Below are 14,775 nucleotides of genomic sequence, written 5' to 3'. Positions count from 1 at the left end.
GATGTTTTTCACATCCGAACTCACGTTCATCCCATGCCTAAAGGCGGGCTATGCCCGGTATGGGCTTTCCTGCTCGTATAATCTGTAATCTATTCTTCACACCGATACCACGTCACCTGACTTTTGGCTCGAGGGAGTTTTGTTCGGATGAAGAAACGCGTCATATTGCCCATATCCATCTTTTTGTTAATCAGCTCCTTGACCCAGGCGGCGATTCCAAAACCGAAAGCTTATAACGACCGCAGCCTTATCTACTTGACGCTCGATGACGGGCCAAATCGGAAGACGGGAGCGCTACTTGACGTCTTAAAGAAGCATCGGGTGAAGGCGACGTTCTTCATCCTCGGTAAGAATATCAAAGGAAATGAGCATCTGCTCCACCGCATTGTCGCTGAGGGACATCTCATCGCCTTGCATGGGATGACACACGTGCGCGAGGAGTTTTATGCGTCGCCGATGACGGCCGTTCGCCAAATGCAAGAAGTCCAAGCGCTCATCTACGACGTGACCGGCATCCATACGAATATGGCCCGCACGATTTACGGGAGTGACGCCGGGATGACGCCTGCGCACTGGCAAGCGATGAATGAAGCCGGTTTCGAGATATGGGACTGGAACGTCGGCAGTCTCGATCACATCTATAAGAAAGACAACGCGCCAATCGAGCAGCGTGTGTTCAATCGGCTCGAGGCGAATTACGAGATGAATATTGCCTCCATCATCTTGGCGCACGATCACTCGATGACACCGCAAGCGCTCGATACGATTATCCGCTACGCGAAAGAACGCGACTATGAGTTCCGGACGCTAGAAGGGGTGCATCCCACATATAACTTTTTCAATCCGTGGGAACCGAATGAATGAAAAAAATGCTGAGCCCACATGGACTCAGCATTTTTGTTTACATCTCGAGTTCTGTGAACGCGAGCGGGACGAGTTCCTCAAGCGTCACTTCTTTCACGTCGGCGTTGCCGTTCGTGAGCAACACTTTGAAGTCCGGGTCGCCGAACTCGACGAGTACTTGGCGACAGATGCTGCATGGCGGCAAGAAGTCGACCGTGTCGCCTGACACCGCGACGGCTTCGAAGTCGCCTTTTTTATAACCTTGCGCGACTGCTGTGAAGATGGCCGTACGCTCGGCACAGTTCGTCGCGCCGAACGAGACGTTCTCGACGTTGACGCCGTCGATGACCGTACCGTCCTTCATGAGAAGCGCCGCTCCGACGCGGAAGTTTGAATACGGCGAGTAGGCGTTCTCTTTCACTTGGCGGGCACGCTCGACTAATTGTTGTTGGTTCATGGGATCATGTTCCTCTCTGACTCATAATGAACTGATGCCAGTTCCCGGCCTCTCTTTTTGGGCAGGATTTTTAGCATACACCCCCCACGAAGCAAAGTCAACGACTTTTTGATGGCGCTTTCACATGAAAAGAGTCACATCCGTAGACGTGACTCTCCGCTTATAACTCCCCTTTTTTGTTCATCCGAATCAAGAGAAAAATCAAATACGGTGCCCCGACCATACCCGTGATGACCCCGACCGGATAGCGCGCCGTGAAGGCGAACTGGCCGATGAGATCGGCCGCGAGTACTAAGACGACACCGACAAGTCCGGCCGGGATGATCGTCGAGCGCCCGTCCCCGACGAGCCGCTTCGCAATCGGTCCCGCGAGAAAGGCGATGAAGGCGATCGGCCCGGTCGTCGCCGTGGCAAGCGCGAGCATAAGCACCGAGGCGATGATGAGGAGCACCCGCGTCTGGTTCGTCCGAACACCGAGCGACGTCGCCGTCATCTCACCGAGCTCTAAAATCTGGAGCTGACGGCTTAGCCAGATGACGACCGGCAGGCAGAGCGCGACCGTGATCATGAGCGGCGGGAGCGTCTCCATCTTGGCGCCGTTCAAGCTTCCGCTCAACCAACGCATCGCCGTCCCGACATCGTTTTGACGACTGATGAGGAGCAGATAGTTGATGACGGCCGTCAGCATCGCCTGGATGCCAATCCCGACCAAGACGAGGCGCCCAATCGAGAACGCGGCGCTCTTCGACAGGAAGTAGATGGCGAGTACGGTCAAGAGTCCCCCGATGACCGAGATGATAGAAACGAACGTGTTGCTCGCCTGTAACACGACGATACCGAACACGGCCGCCGCACTCGAACCGGTCGTGATGCCGATGACGTTCGGGTTGGCGAGCGGGTTGCGGAGCATCGTCTGGAACACGGTACCGGCGACACCGAACGCGATCCCAGCGAACACGCCGGCGAGCATGCGTGGCAGGCGGATCGTGTTGACCGCGAACGACGCGCCCGGCACGTCCGCGCCGAACAAGACACGGACGACGTCCCCGACCGGATAAATCGTGTTGCCGAGCATGAGCATCGTCACGCTCAAGGCGAGCGCGACGATGCTCAGGACGAGCGTCACGACGACGGTCCGTTGCCGACGCCGTCTGCTGTTTTGAATCATCGGTTGATAAGGTTTTTTCATCATAGGTCACGCACCTTCACTTTCATCGTCAACGCGATCAAAATCGGCGCCCCGATAAAGGCGGTGACGATCCCGACTTCGAGTTCGCCCGGGCTACCGAGTAGCCGTCCTGTCACGTCCGCGAATGTGAGCAGGATTGCCCCGGCGAGCGCTGACATCGGGATGACGAGCCGTTCGTCTGGACCAATCGTCAAGCGAATCAAGTGTGGCGCGAGCAGTCCGATGAAACCGATCGGTCCTGCAAGTGCCGTCGCAGCCCCACATAAAATCACGCCGGCGAACGAGGCAATCAGTTTGAGCGTGCCGATGCGGACCCCGAGTCCTTTAGCGAGCTCTTCCCCGAGCCCTAAAATATTCAACGACGGGGCCGCGAGGATGGCGATGACGATTCCGACGATAAAGAACGGCAAAAACGTCATAATCGAATCCATATTGCCGGCGCCGACGCTGCCGACTTGCCAGAACCGGAACTGGTCCATGACGTTCGAGCGCGGGATCATGATGGCCATGACGAGCGAGGACAAGGCCGCACTCGTCGCCGCCCCGGCGAGGACGAGCTTGAGCGGGGTCGCCCCGCCCCGGCCGAGCGACCCGATGCCGAACACGAACACGGCCGTCAAGAGCGCCCCGACGAGCGCGAACCAAATGTAGTCCGACGACGACGAGATATTAAAGAACGCGATCCCGACGACGACAAAGAGTGCCGCCCCCGTGTTCACCCCGAGGATGCTCGGGTCGGCAATCGGATTTCTCGTCACCGACTGCATCAGTGCGCCCGAGACGCCGAGCGCCGCCCCGCACATGAGACTAAAAATCGTCCGCACGACGCGCTGTCGGATGATGTCCGCTTCATACGACTGAACAGCCGGACGGAATAAACCGTCAAGCAGTTCATCCCATCCGACTGTCCGTGAGCCGAAAGCAAGTGAAGCGAGCATGCAGACGACGAGCAAGACGAGCGCCCCCACCAAGATGAGAGGAAACCGTTTCGGCGAATGCATCTTCTTCAGCTTATTCATTTGTTCACTCGACTTTCTCGAGTGCTTCCGAGACGAGTTTCACGTACTCATCGATCGTGTATTCGATCGAGAGCGGTGACGGTGTCCCGGCTGCCGCGAGCGGCGTGTTGTCTTCGATCAAGACGACCGACCCACGCTCGATGGCCGGTACTTTGCTGTAGAGCGGGTCCGCTTGAAGTTCTTTGAGCGTCTGTTCGTTCCCGTAGACGACGAAGAGGTCAAGGTCGTTCAAGATGTCGGCGTTCTCTGAGCTGAGCTCGAGGTAGAAGCTGCCTTCTTCGAGTTGGTCTTTAATGTTTTGCGGGTATTCCATGCCGAGCTCTTCGATGAAGGCACCGCGCGGGTCACCTGTCGTGTAGATGTAGAACTTCGACAAGTCGCCAGGGCTCAACGCGACGAACGCGCCTTTCTTGCCTGCCATGTCCGGTACTTCCGCCGCTTTATCCGCGATGAGCTGTTCTGTGTCGGCAATCAACTGCTCGCCTTCTGCTTCCATGCCCATCGCCATCGCGTTGTAACGAACCGTGTCTTGCCATGAAGAGACCCAAGGCGTCTCTTGGTACGCGACGACCGGTGCGATTTGTGTCAACGTGTCATAGTCTTCTTGCGTGATGCCTGAGTAAGCCGCCAAGATGACGTCCGGCTGTGAGTCGGCGATCGCTTCAAAGTCGAGGCCGTCTGTGTCTTGATAGACGTTCGGGTTGTCTTCACCGAGTTCTTCTAGCTTTTCTGCTGTCCACGGTAAGACGCCGCTACCGTCTTGAACACCGTAGTTCGCAGCCGAGAAACCGACCGGCACGACGCCGAGCGCGAGTGCGACGTCTTGGTTCGACCAGCCGACCGTCGCGACGCGTTCTGGCTTCTCTTCGATGACCGTCTCACCGAGCGCGTGCTTGATTGTGATTGGGTAGCCTTCTGCTGACTCTTCATTCTCCCCCGTCGTCGCAGGTTCTTCTGTGTTCGAGCCGCAACCGGCGAGCACGAGCATGAACATTGAGACGAACAAGAACATATGTAACATCTTCTTATGCTTTTTCACGTTGTAATCCCCTTTTTCTCTTTTATGACGATGTATCACCGACACTGATAATCATTATCATTTATGAGTATAGGATGAATCCGGGACCGCTGTCAATCTGAACTTCAAGACATTCGACGTGAAACGAAAAACAGCCCATGTCAAATGACACAGGCCTTACCGTTTTTCGCGCATGACGTCCGCCATCGGACAGCCTTCCTGTTCGAGCTCGGAGACGATGCGCGCATAATATTGATCGTTCCGGTTTTGGCTCAGCTTGAACGCCGCCTCGATTTCTGAGACGTCGATTCGAAAGCCGACGACACCGTGTTTTTGACGCTTGACCGGTTCCGACAGCTCTTCCCAGACGACGGCGTCTCCCCGCTTCCCTTCATGGTCCCGGAGCAGACCGGCCAATTCGTCTTCGAGCTCCGCCTCGGTCATGATCGTCGCCTGTCCATACAAATGGACCGCCTGATAGTTCCACGTCGACACGTCCTCGTGGCCGTACCATGATGCCGAGACATAGGCGTCCGGGCCTTGGACGATGACGAGCACCGTCTGTTGTTCAATCGTTCTCCATTGCGGGTTATTTTTAGCGATATGCGTCGTGAACGACAGCTTTCCTTCGGCCTCATGCAGACGGAGCGGCACGTGCGTCGCAATCGGCTTCTGACCGTCAGACGTGACGATGGTGCCGAACGGATGGGCTTTTAGAAAGGCGTGGACTTCCTTCGGGTCGTTCACGGCGTACTGTTTTGGGACGTACATGGAATTCCTCCTATCTAGTTCCCACTCGTCTAAGCCACGTCAACTAGGGTAAAGAGTAGATGACGCTACATGACTTGAGGAGGGATATTATGAAACCACAGATTAAAGCATTCGTGTTCGATGTGTATGGGACCTTGTTCGACGTCCAGTCTGTCAAGGCGGCGTGTGACGAACAATTTCCCGGGAAAGGTGACCAGATCAGCCAGGCGTGGCGGACGAAACAACTCGACTACTTCTTCACCCGTCACATTATGGGGCGCTATGCCGACTTCTCGGTCGTCACGCGCGACGCCTTGCGGTACGCCCTGTCAACGGCCGACGTGACGTGGACGCCTGAAACCGAGGATACGTTGATTGCGAAGTACGCCGAGCTGTCACCGTACGATGAGGTCGCAGGTGTGTTGAACGAACTCCACGGAAAACAGACCGTCGTCCTGTCGAACGGGACGGACGCGATGCTCACGGCGCTCATCCATAACGCCGGGTTCACCGACCTGTTCGACGAACTCGTCAGCGTCGACGGTGTCAAACAAGCGAAACCGTCACCGGCCGCGTATATGCACTGGTTCAAAAATAGCGGACTGAAGCGGGACGAGGTATTGTTTCTATCCTCGAACGGTTGGGATATCGCCGGTGCGAAGAACTTCGGGTTCCACACGGCTTGGATCAACCGCGACGGCAAACCGCTCGACATGCCCGACCTGGCCCCGGACGCCGTCTATGAGGACTTGTCCGGGATACTGGAATGGGTCACGGACGAAGCGGCTTGGCCATAATCAAATCAACTTGGGCGTCATCGCCCATATAAAACGTGTGTGCCCCGGTCTGGACGAAGCCGTGCTTTCGATAGAAGGCGAGCGCCTTATGGTTATGTTCCCACACACCGAGCCAGATTTCACGTTTATTCAACTCGTTCGCGCGTTGGACGGCCTGATTATACAACGCCTTGCCGACGCCACTTCCTTGGAACTTCCGTCGCACATAAATCCGTTCGAGCTCGAACGCCTCCTCGCCCATCGCCTCGGTCTGGGCGTTGTTGGCGTTCACTTTTAAATAGCCGGCCACTTCCCCGTCAAGCATGGCGAAAAAGAACGTCGAATCCGGATTCGCAAGTTCCGCTCTAAGTTGCGGCACGTTGTACGCCCTTTCGAGATACGCCGTGAGATGCGCCGGGTCGTTGTCGGCTTCGAACGTCTCCGTGAACGTCTCGATGCTGATGTCCCGGAGCGTGTCGACGTCCTCGATCGTGCAAGGTTTGATGGTGATCATGTTGCTTCCCCCTTTAGTATTCTCGTTTTTGACCTTTTTTGACAGCATCCCAATCCCCTTCGATATTGTGACGGACCCGCCTCAACAAACGGAGGAGTTGCTCGGCTTCTTGATCCGAGAGACCAGCGAGCGCCACGTCCGTTGAATAGTCATGCTCGCGGAGGATGAGCGGATAGACCGCCTGTCCTTTCTCGGTCGGATGGAGTCGCTTGATCTTCTTGTTGTGCGGGTCGTCGACTCGTCGAATGAACCCTTCCCGCTCAAGCTTTTGAATCGCGCGCGCCGCCGTCGAGCGGTCGACTTTAATGAGTTCGGCCAGCTTTTCTTGGATGATGCCCGGCTCTTCGCAGATTCGGACGACATAAAGATATTGCCCTTTCGTCAGCTCGAGCTCTTTGAACTCGATGTTGCTGATCGAGTCGAGCGCACGGGCAATCATCCCAATCTCTCGTAGATGGTCTCTCATACAATCCTCCCGAATGTTGTATTTACACTACATTATCTTCAGTTTAACTCACTTTATTGCATTTGCAACAAAATTATCTTCGTCTCTTATCGTGCACAATATGAGAAAATAGAGATATCATTCCACGAAACGAGGGGATTTCATGGCACACCGCATTTACACGACGAGCTTCGCGAGCGTCTATCCGCTTTACGTCGCGAAAGCAGAACGGAAAGGCCGAACGAAAGAGGAAGTCGACACGATCATCCGCTGGCTGACCGGCTATGACGAAGCCGGTCTCGAACAGCAACTCGCGTCCGAGGTCGACTTCGACACGTTCTTCGCAGCGGCACCGAAGATGAACGAAGATCGCGCACTCATCAAAGGCGTCGTCTGCGGCGTCCGCGTCGAGAACGTCGAGGAACCGCTCATGCGCGAGATTCGTTATCTGGACAAACTCGTCGATGAGCTCGCCAAAGGCAAGGCGATGGAGAAGATTTTACGAGGAGGGAAACTCTAATGGACTACACGACACTCGTCGACGACAAACGGCTCGACGCCTTCATCCGCTTGATCGACGTCATCGACGCGAATCTGCCCGACGGTTTCGAGAAGACGACCGATGGCAAAGGCGTCCACTACGTCGTCCCGCTGTCGACGTATCCGTCCGGGTATCACGTCACACCGGGCACACCGCTCCCGTTCTTGAGCGTCATCGCCCAGAAGCGGCATGTCGCACTCTATCATATGGGCGTCTATAGTGACCCGGCGCTGCTCCTTTGGTTCGAGGAGGCGTACGCCGCGCAAGTGCCGACGAAGCTCGATATGGGCAAGAGCTGTATCCGGTTCGGCAACGTCAAACATATCCCGTATGAGCTGATCGGTGAGCTCGTCTCGAAGATGACGCCGGCGGAATGGATTTCTGCTTACGAGCATAATCGTCCATAAGCCGACACAAAGCCCACACTCCATCAAGAGTGCGGGCTTTGTGTTAGTTGCTCACTGAAAAAGGTGATTCGTACTCATACAATTTCTCGTCTTCCTTCGTTTCTTGAATCATGAACGCCCTTACCGACAAATCGGCAGATAATTTGGCTTCAACCTCCCCATGTGTCCAGGTGATCTCGAGTGAGTGCTCGGTTGGTTGCCGCACTTCGAACTCCCCATCGAAAGCCGTTGAACGGTTCCGGAATTTGAACAAATCGAACAGTTCCCGCACCACAGACCTTTCAACTTCACTTGCGACCTCTTCTTTTGAGTAATAGTGACGGTTGATGTTCCGCCCTTCTTTCGTCGCCTCTAACAAATTGATATCGTTCTCGCCAGCTAAAAGCCCGACGTAATACACTTGCGGGATTCCTGGGGCGAATAGTTGAATGGCTCGGGCAAGCAAGTATGACGCGTCATCGTTCCCGAGCGCACTATAGTATGTGCAGTTGATTTGATAGATGTCGAGGTTGTTATAAGCTTCCGAGCTATAGATTTTCTTCACGTTCGCTCCTTTGCTGTACAGTGCCTCTCGCGTCATCTCAATCTCATCGTCGGTCAATAGGTCTTTGACGTCGACCACTCCGATACCGTCATGCGTGTCGAGTGTCGTGAACTGATTGCGCGGGCAACGTTCCATCCAGTTAATCAGCCGCTCCGACCGTCCGCTGTATAAACCGTGAAGGACGAGCATCGGCAAAGCAAAATCATAGACATAATACCCTTCTTTGGCGATTCGTTCTTGAATCGAATGATGTTCGTGGATTTCAGGCAGGACCGTCGCGCCTTTGTCGGCGACGATTTCTTCACAATACTCGAGCATCTCCCAAATGTCCGGTTCGACGAAGAAACAATTCGTCCCAATCTTTTTATTGGCGTAAGCGAACGCGTCCAGACGAATGATTGATGCCCCTTTTCCTACAAGAAATTCAAGTTGCTGCTTAATGAACGACCGCGTAGCAGCCTTCGTGACATCCAAATCAATTTGTTCTTCATCGAACGTACACCATACCTTCTCCGTCGTCCCATCGGCGAACGTGACTTCTACATAAGGCGCTCTCGGTTTCCGTTTATAAATCAAATCAACTTGTTCAGAAGTAGGACCCCCTTCAGGCCAAAACTCGCTATATCGAATGAATAAATCTTTGTAGGCTGATTCGTCTTTCTTCTCCAAGAAATCCTGGAAATAAGGCGATTGACGCGATATATGATTCACCATGAAGTCCATCATGAAATCAAATCGTTCACTGAGGCGTTGCACGTCCTCCCATGTTCCGAACGCTTCGTCCACTTTCGTATAATCCATCGGCGCAAACCCGCGATCACCTGACGAAGGATAGAACGGTAACAAATGAATTCCGCCGATTACTCCATCGAGATGCGTACGAGTGATTTCATCGAGTTCTTTCAAATTTTTACCGAGACTATCTGCATAGGTGATCAACATCACTTCATTTTTCAATTTCATGTTCATTCTCCTTTTAAAAAGCTCCTACCCGTCTTGTCTTCACGTGTAGGAGCTTCGCTTATTTGACAGATCCGTTAGCCATCCCATCGATGATATGGCGCTGGAAGAACAAATATACGATGAGAATCGATACAATCCCGACGACATACGATGCGAAGGAAGGTCCGAAATCACTGAAATACTGTCCTTGATAGTTGAATTGGAACAACGGGAGCGTCCATGTCGATTCATCGCGGTTGAGCAGAAGCAACGGAAGCAAGAAATCGTTCCAAATCCAGAGCGCGTTCAAGATGAGGACCGTCGCATGCATCGGCTTCATCATCGGGAAGATGATTTTAAAATACGTGTTGAACTTCCCGCTACCGTCGATGGCAGCGGCCTCATCCAACTCTTTCGGGATCACGGTCTTGACATATCCCGCGTACAAGAAAAGTGACTGCGGGACCGCATACGTCAGATACAAGATGATCAATCCGAGTTTACTCGACAACCCCAAATCCGACATCATCGACGTGATTGGAATCATGATGACTTGGAACGGGACGAATATCCCGATGATCAACATGATGTAAATTCCTTGGAAAACACGATTACGTGGCATCGTCCGAGCGAGCGCATATGCTGCCATCGGGACAATCAAGATGATGAGCGCAATCGACGAGATGGTGATCGTCATCGAGTTCGCAAAGTATTGGACGACCCCGTCGTCTAAGAGACGCTGAAAGTTATCGAGTGTAAACGGGTCCGGCAATTCGAAGAAGCCGCCGGTGATTTGCCGTGTCTCTTTGAACGAGTTCAAGACGGTCAAATACATCGGAAGGGCGATCAAGACGAGCCCTACTGTCAGAAACACATACGTCGGGATATGAATTTTGTCCTTTTTCATGATGCCCCTCCTTACACTTCAAATTTTTTCGAAGAATTGATTTGGATGACCGAGACGATGGCGATGATGATGAAGAGGACGATCGCGATTGCACTGGCGTATCCGAATTGGTTGTTTTTGAACGCATAGTTGTATACGAGTAGTCCGAGTGACGTCGTCGACCCGCTCGGTCCCCCGCCCGTCAAGGCGTAGATGAGGTCGAACGCCGTCAATCCCGCCTTCATCGCCAAGATGAGGACGATGCTGATGGCTGGTGATAAGAACGGCAATTCGATGCTCTTGAACGTTTGCCACCGGTTCGCCCCGTCGATTGATGCCGCTTCCCGAATCTCGTTCGGGATGCTTTGTAAGTTCGCCAAGAAGATGACGACCGGAATGGCGACCCCTTGCCAGAGGGCGACAAAGAGGAGGCCCCAGAACGCCGTCCCTTCGTTCGCGATTAGACTTTGCGAGAGCCATTCGATGCCTAAAAATTCACCGAGTGGCGCCAGCCCGTAATTGAAGAACTGTTTAAAGATCAAACCGAGTGTGACGGTGCTGATGACCGCAGGGAAGAAGTAGGCGGTCCGGAACAGCCCGACCCCTTTGATTTTTTGATTCAATAGCAGTGCGATCGCAATCCCTAACACGATTTGTCCAACGACGAGGCCGATCGTGAAGAGTAACGTGAAGCCGATACTCGATAAGAATTTCGCATCTGAGAAGATGGCCAGATAATTATCGATTCCGATGAAATTGTACGAACTTGTTAGCCCTGTCCAGTCCGTGAAACTGTAGATCACACCTTGTGCGAGCGGTATGAAGAAGAACACGATTTGAAGCAAGAGCGGCACAAGAATGAACAGGTACGGCCAGTAGCGGTTGACAAACCCTTTCTCTCTCATGGTGCAACTCCTTTAATGTTTTTATTTCATACCGTTGAAGAAGGCGTTCAAATCCTTGGCGAGTTGGTCTTTATCTTCTTTGTTCATATAATCGACCGTGAGGTGCCAGAACTCTTCTTCCGATGGCCATTCAGAATGGAGCCAGATGATTTGTTTGTCTGTGAACACGAGGTCCGAAACAGCTTTCGTCTCTTCGAACGCGCCATCTGTATCGACTGCCTCGACCGATGTCGGAGAACCGTCCTTGTCATAGTATTTCTGCATGACTTCTCCCTCAGTCATATATGCGAGCAGTTTTTTCGATGCTTCTTGTTCCGCTTCCGATCCAGCGCTCGACACAGAGAGCGCCAAGTCAGCCGCACCGACCGTCATCTCTTGGCCTGCTTCTTGGCCTGGGAAGGCAAACATGCTCACTTCGAAATCAGGCTGCTGATCACGGATGACCGGGAGCGCCCAAATGCCGTTCGGGAAAATCAACGCTTCTTCCCTTGCGAAGAGTGCGACCGCATCGCTGTAAGATGCCCCGTTCGCATTCTTTTGCGTGTTACCGCTGACGAGGCTTAACTCATCTGCCACAGTCTCAAAATCTTCGTTACCGACTTTGATGCCATCTTTCGGGCTGTTTTTCAATGCGTCTTGCGTTTGGTCGAAACCGCCTGTCGTTGTCGCCCAAGCCAATTGGTGATAACCGTTCATCGTCCATGAGTCGTCAGTCGTGAGTGCTGCCGCGAACGGTGTCTCGCCAGCATCTTTGATCTCTTTGACGACGTCTTCAAACTCGGACCATGTTTTCGGCGCCTCCAGTCCTAGCTCTTCAAATTTTGTCTTGTTATAGAAGAAGCCCCACGCGTTCGAGTTGAGCGGGAGTGAGTAAATCCCTCCGTCGACCGCGTACGATTCAGCCGCCCCTTGCTTCAAGTTGCTCAAGAAATCTTCGTTAGACAGGTCGAGGAACTTCCCGTCAGCCGCCCATCCTTTAAAGTCTGGGTTTTGCGGGTATGTGTGCACGATATCCGGGATGTCCCCGCCGGCGATCCGCGTTTTCAATACGGTCCCGGCATTGCTGACGCTCGTCAATTTGACGTCGATATCAGGATTCTCTTTTTCAAAATCAGCGATGATCTCATCGAGCGTCCCCTTCATTTCGACTTTTTGGGAGAAGAATTCGATTTCTGTCTTGTCCGACTCCGCTCCGCCCGAGCAACCAGCTGCGAGTACGAGAGATGATGCGACGAGCCCTACCATGCCTAGTTTCATTGTCTTGTTCATTTTGATTGGCCTCCTGAAAGTTCGTTTACTTTTTTCAGTACGTACAACTTACTTACAAAATCACCTTTGACAATCGGCTCGATGTAAAGCCCGACGTGCATGAGCTCATCACCGCCGTAATGCTGGCCTTCTACTTCATAGACGGCTGTTGTGTCCAATCCTCTCAATTTCAACAAACGGATGAGCGGTGCGGTTTCGCTGAGCACGCTATAGTCACAGACGATGACTTCCTCTTCCGATACGAACATCCAAGAAGGATGATTGCTGTCGAATGCGCTCTCTAGCCGGTAGAACGTCCCATATTGGAACGTACGACGATGCTCCTGATAGAATGCGACTTGCTGTTTGACGATCGCCTTCTCGTCTTCTGACATCTCAGTCACATCGAGCTCATAACCGAACACGCCAGCCATCGCGACGTTCCCCCGCATCTCGAGACTCGTCTCACGGTGTGTCTGGTGGTTTGGCACAGCCGAGACGTGTGCGCCCATCGAGGAGATGGGATACACCATGCTCGTCCCATGTTGAATTTTCAAACGCGCGATGGCGTCCGTGTTGTCACTCGTCCACGTTTGAGGCATGTAGTACAACATGCCTGGATCGAACCGACCGCCGCCGCCGGAGCAGCTCTCGAACAAGATGTTCGGATAGCGTGAGGTGATCGTCTCGAGCACTTCATATAGTCCAAGGACATAGCGGTGTAACACTTCTCCTTGACGGTCACTCGGTAGTGACGTCGAGAATACCTCGGTCACGTTACGGTTGAAGTCCCATTTGAGATAATCGATTGGGACGCGGTCCAACACCTCGGTCATCTGCTGCACGATGTTATCTCGTACTTCTTTCCGACTGAAATCGAGTACATATTGATCTCGTCCTTTGGATAGACCGCGTCCCGGGATTTGAATCGCCCAGTCCGGATGCTGTTTGAAGAGTTCGCTCTCTCTCGAAATCATCTCCGGTTCGAACCATAGACCGAATTTCATGCCTTTGGTGTGAATGTAGTCTGCGAGTCCTTTCAATCCGTTCGGAATCTTTTGCTCATATTCGAACCAGTCGCCTAGTGACGTGTAATCATCATCGCGACGTCCGAACCAGCCATCGTCCAGCACGAACAACTCGATTCCGAGCGCGGCACTTTCATCGACGATCGATTTGATTTTGGCTTCGTCGAAGTCGAAATAAGTCGCTTCCCAGTTGTTGATCAAAATTGGTCGGTCTGCGTCACGGAAGGTTCCGCGTGCGAGCCGTTCACGATACAAGGCGTGGAATGCTTGTGACATTTCCATCGTCCCGTTTGCACTATAGACGATGTTCACTTCCGGCGTTTGGAAACATGCGCCTGGATCCAAGCGCCACTCGAATCCAAATTCGTTGATGCCGAGTTGCACACGGGTCTGTCCGTATGGGTCTCGTTCGAGCAACATTTGATGACTTCCGCTATAGACAAGGCTGAAGCCGACTGCTTCTCCCGCATACTCCGTCGTCTCGGGTGAAACGAGTGCGAGAAACGGGTTCATTTGGTGACTACTCGAGCCACGTTTGCTGTCGAATACTTTCACGCCACGTTTTACTGGTTCACGCTCCATCATTCGTTCTCGGCCCCACATCCCGTTCAGCGTGATGACCTCGAGCTCTTGAAGCGGAAGGTCCAATGAGAGGCTCGCTGCTTTTTGAAGGTAATGGGTCTCCGCTCCTTCATTTTCAATTCGAGCGGATCGTGCCAACACCGGACGGTCACGATACACGGTATAGGCGAGACGAGCAGTCAGTCGCTCTTTCGGATCTTCGAGTGTGATGATCAGCGTCTCTGCTTCTTCATCCTGTTCGACATACGTCGAAGGCATGCCATCAAGACGCGGTTTTCCTGTCACAATCTCATAGGACTTGTAACGGAAATCCGTGACAGTCGATCCGTCTTCGTGGCGGATGACTTGGGCCGGCGTCCGATAATCTCCCGTCCCGTAACCTGGATATTCTTGCAAGATCGTATCGAGGGAATAAAGGCGATCCGTCGCCTCCGGAAAGTTCGGGGAAAAGGAACGGTCGACGCGAGGATACTTCCGTCCACCGCGATATGCCGAAATCGCCTGACCAAAATATTCGTTGGTCAACACGTTGCCTTCTTCGACACGGAGCACATAGCTAAATACTGCATTAGACAAATGGAATACTCTCTCTGTTTCGTTAACATGAATCAACTTCATGGCTCAACCTCCCAATAGTGGTTGCGCTTTCATTAAAAACTAAAATGAAAGCGTTTACTAAAC

16 protein-coding genes are annotated in these 14,775 nt (G+C 53.1%); 4 read left to right on the top strand and 12 right to left on the bottom strand.

Annotated features, from left to right (window positions below):
- Positions 1–147 precede the first annotated feature (147 nt).
- Entirely contained in the window at positions 148–864 is a 717-nt protein-coding gene (locus KNP76_RS10510) for a polysaccharide deacetylase family protein (protein WP_214844496.1), read from the top strand.
- Positions 865–901: 37 nt separating this feature from the next.
- Here KNP76_RS10510 and KNP76_RS10505 read toward each other — a convergent pair whose 3' ends face one another.
- The 5 genes from KNP76_RS10505 to KNP76_RS10485 all read right to left on the bottom strand — a co-directional run bounded on the left by KNP76_RS10505 (position 902) and on the right by KNP76_RS10485 (position 5,297).
- A complete protein-coding gene (locus KNP76_RS10505) occupies positions 902–1,300 on the bottom strand; it encodes a cytidine deaminase (protein WP_021066236.1) in 399 nt (132 codons plus the stop codon).
- A 160-nt stretch (positions 1,301–1,460) separates the two neighbouring features.
- Positions 1,461–2,492, bottom strand: coding sequence for a FecCD family ABC transporter permease (locus KNP76_RS10500; RefSeq protein ID WP_214844495.1), 1,032 nt, complete (start codon positions 2,490–2,492; stop codon positions 1,461–1,463).
- On the bottom strand, positions 2,489–3,508 hold the full coding sequence (locus tag KNP76_RS10495) for a FecCD family ABC transporter permease (protein WP_214844494.1): 1,020 nt from the start codon (positions 3,506–3,508) through the stop codon (positions 2,489–2,491). The genes KNP76_RS10500 and KNP76_RS10495 overlap by 4 nt, the downstream gene beginning before the upstream one ends.
- A gap of 4 nt (positions 3,509–3,512) precedes the next feature.
- A complete protein-coding gene (locus tag KNP76_RS10490; RefSeq protein ID WP_214844498.1) occupies positions 3,513–4,529 on the bottom strand; it encodes an iron-siderophore ABC transporter substrate-binding protein in 1,017 nt (338 codons plus the stop codon).
- 174 nt (positions 4,530–4,703) lie between these two features.
- Positions 4,704–5,297, bottom strand: coding sequence for an FMN-binding negative transcriptional regulator (locus KNP76_RS10485; protein ID WP_214844493.1), 594 nt, complete (start codon positions 5,295–5,297; stop codon positions 4,704–4,706).
- An 89-nt stretch (positions 5,298–5,386) separates the two neighbouring features.
- Between KNP76_RS10485 and KNP76_RS10480 the strand changes: the two genes are divergently transcribed.
- Positions 5,387–6,073 carry a haloacid dehalogenase type II gene (locus tag KNP76_RS10480; RefSeq protein ID WP_214844492.1) on the top strand — a complete coding sequence of 229 codons (687 nt, stop codon included), beginning with the start codon at positions 5,387–5,389 and terminating at the stop codon, positions 6,071–6,073.
- On the opposite strand, the gene paiA is transcribed toward KNP76_RS10480, so the two are convergent.
- Together paiA and KNP76_RS10470 are read right to left on the bottom strand one after the other, a co-directional pair.
- Positions 6,048–6,566, bottom strand: a complete 519-nt coding sequence (gene paiA / locus KNP76_RS10475; protein WP_214844491.1) for a spermidine/spermine N(1)-acetyltransferase — start codon at positions 6,564–6,566, stop codon at positions 6,048–6,050. The genes KNP76_RS10480 and paiA overlap by 26 nt on opposite strands.
- A gap of 13 nt (positions 6,567–6,579) precedes the next feature.
- Positions 6,580–7,032 carry a MarR family transcriptional regulator gene (locus KNP76_RS10470; RefSeq protein ID WP_214844490.1) on the bottom strand — a complete coding sequence of 151 codons (453 nt, stop codon included), beginning with the start codon at positions 7,030–7,032 and terminating at the stop codon, positions 6,580–6,582.
- A gap of 142 nt (positions 7,033–7,174) precedes the next feature.
- Between KNP76_RS10470 and KNP76_RS10465 the strand changes: the two genes are divergently transcribed.
- Together KNP76_RS10465 and KNP76_RS10460 are read left to right on the top strand one after the other, a co-directional pair.
- Positions 7,175–7,531, top strand: coding sequence for a DUF2200 domain-containing protein (locus KNP76_RS10465; RefSeq protein ID WP_214844489.1), 357 nt, complete (start codon positions 7,175–7,177; stop codon positions 7,529–7,531).
- Positions 7,531–7,959, top strand: a complete 429-nt coding sequence (locus KNP76_RS10460) for a DUF1801 domain-containing protein (protein ID WP_211780511.1) — start codon at positions 7,531–7,533, stop codon at positions 7,957–7,959. The genes KNP76_RS10465 and KNP76_RS10460 overlap by 1 nt, the downstream gene beginning before the upstream one ends.
- Before the next feature lie 43 nt (positions 7,960–8,002).
- Here KNP76_RS10460 and gtfA read toward each other — a convergent pair whose 3' ends face one another.
- From gtfA to KNP76_RS10435, 5 genes are read right to left on the bottom strand one after another with little or no spacing between them, the layout of a single operon-like run.
- Positions 8,003–9,466: a sucrose phosphorylase gene (gtfA, locus tag KNP76_RS10455; RefSeq protein ID WP_214844488.1), complete on the bottom strand. Its 1,464-nt coding sequence runs from the start codon at positions 9,464–9,466 to the stop codon at positions 8,003–8,005.
- Positions 9,467–9,524: 58 nt separating this feature from the next.
- A complete protein-coding gene (locus KNP76_RS10450) occupies positions 9,525–10,352 on the bottom strand; it encodes a carbohydrate ABC transporter permease (RefSeq protein ID WP_251137439.1) in 828 nt (275 codons plus the stop codon).
- An 11-nt stretch (positions 10,353–10,363) separates the two neighbouring features.
- Positions 10,364–11,236, bottom strand: coding sequence for a carbohydrate ABC transporter permease (locus KNP76_RS10445; RefSeq protein ID WP_114167080.1), 873 nt, complete (start codon positions 11,234–11,236; stop codon positions 10,364–10,366).
- A 21-nt stretch (positions 11,237–11,257) separates the two neighbouring features.
- Complete coding sequence (locus KNP76_RS10440; protein WP_211780508.1) at positions 11,258–12,505, bottom strand: extracellular solute-binding protein; 1,248 nt, start codon at positions 12,503–12,505, stop codon at positions 11,258–11,260.
- Positions 12,502–14,712, bottom strand: coding sequence for an alpha-galactosidase (locus KNP76_RS10435; protein WP_214844487.1), 2,211 nt, complete (start codon positions 14,710–14,712; stop codon positions 12,502–12,504). Before KNP76_RS10435 ends, KNP76_RS10440 begins: the two co-directional genes overlap by 4 nt.
- Positions 14,713–14,775: the final 63 nt, after the last annotated feature.

Source organism: Exiguobacterium sp. s150 (assembly GCF_018618435.1).
Lineage (GTDB): Bacteria > Bacillota > Bacilli > Exiguobacteriales > Exiguobacteriaceae > Exiguobacterium > Exiguobacterium alkaliphilum.
Note: the sequence above shows the minus strand (reverse complement) of the source record. Positions and strands in the feature narration are given on the sequence as shown.

What these genes read in the sequence shown, in the direction of transcription:
- KNP76_RS10510 (WP_214844496.1), top strand. Translation starts at nt 148, where the DNA reads ATGAAGAAACGCGTCATATTGCCCATATCCATCTTTTTGTTAATCAGC.
- KNP76_RS10505 (WP_021066236.1), bottom strand. Translation starts at nt 1,300, where the DNA reads ATGAACCAACAACAATTAGTCGAGCGTGCCCGCCAAGTGAAAGAGAAC.
- KNP76_RS10500 (WP_214844495.1), bottom strand. Translation starts at nt 2,492, where the DNA reads ATGATGAAAAAACCTTATCAACCGATGATTCAAAACAGCAGACGGCGT.
- KNP76_RS10495 (WP_214844494.1), bottom strand. Translation starts at nt 3,508, where the DNA reads ATGAATAAGCTGAAGAAGATGCATTCGCCGAAACGGTTTCCTCTCATC.
- KNP76_RS10490 (WP_214844498.1), bottom strand. Translation starts at nt 4,529, where the DNA reads ATGTTACATATGTTCTTGTTCGTCTCAATGTTCATGCTCGTGCTCGCC.
- KNP76_RS10485 (WP_214844493.1), bottom strand. Translation starts at nt 5,297, where the DNA reads ATGTACGTCCCAAAACAGTACGCCGTGAACGACCCGAAGGAAGTCCAC.
- KNP76_RS10480 (WP_214844492.1), top strand. Translation starts at nt 5,387, where the DNA reads ATGAAACCACAGATTAAAGCATTCGTGTTCGATGTGTATGGGACCTTG.
- paiA (WP_214844491.1), bottom strand. Translation starts at nt 6,566, where the DNA reads ATGATCACCATCAAACCTTGCACGATCGAGGACGTCGACACGCTCCGG.
- KNP76_RS10470 (WP_214844490.1), bottom strand. Translation starts at nt 7,032, where the DNA reads ATGAGAGACCATCTACGAGAGATTGGGATGATTGCCCGTGCGCTCGAC.
- KNP76_RS10465 (WP_214844489.1), top strand. Translation starts at nt 7,175, where the DNA reads ATGGCACACCGCATTTACACGACGAGCTTCGCGAGCGTCTATCCGCTT.
- KNP76_RS10460 (WP_211780511.1), top strand. Translation starts at nt 7,531, where the DNA reads ATGGACTACACGACACTCGTCGACGACAAACGGCTCGACGCCTTCATC.
- gtfA (WP_214844488.1), bottom strand. Translation starts at nt 9,466, where the DNA reads ATGAAATTGAAAAATGAAGTGATGTTGATCACCTATGCAGATAGTCTC.
- KNP76_RS10450 (WP_251137439.1), bottom strand. Translation starts at nt 10,352, where the DNA reads ATGAAAAAGGACAAAATTCATATCCCGACGTATGTGTTTCTGACAGTA.
- KNP76_RS10445 (WP_114167080.1), bottom strand. Translation starts at nt 11,236, where the DNA reads ATGAGAGAGAAAGGGTTTGTCAACCGCTACTGGCCGTACCTGTTCATT.
- KNP76_RS10440 (WP_211780508.1), bottom strand. Translation starts at nt 12,505, where the DNA reads ATGAACAAGACAATGAAACTAGGCATGGTAGGGCTCGTCGCATCATCT.
- KNP76_RS10435 (WP_214844487.1), bottom strand. Translation starts at nt 14,712, where the DNA reads ATGAAGTTGATTCATGTTAACGAAACAGAGAGAGTATTCCATTTGTCT.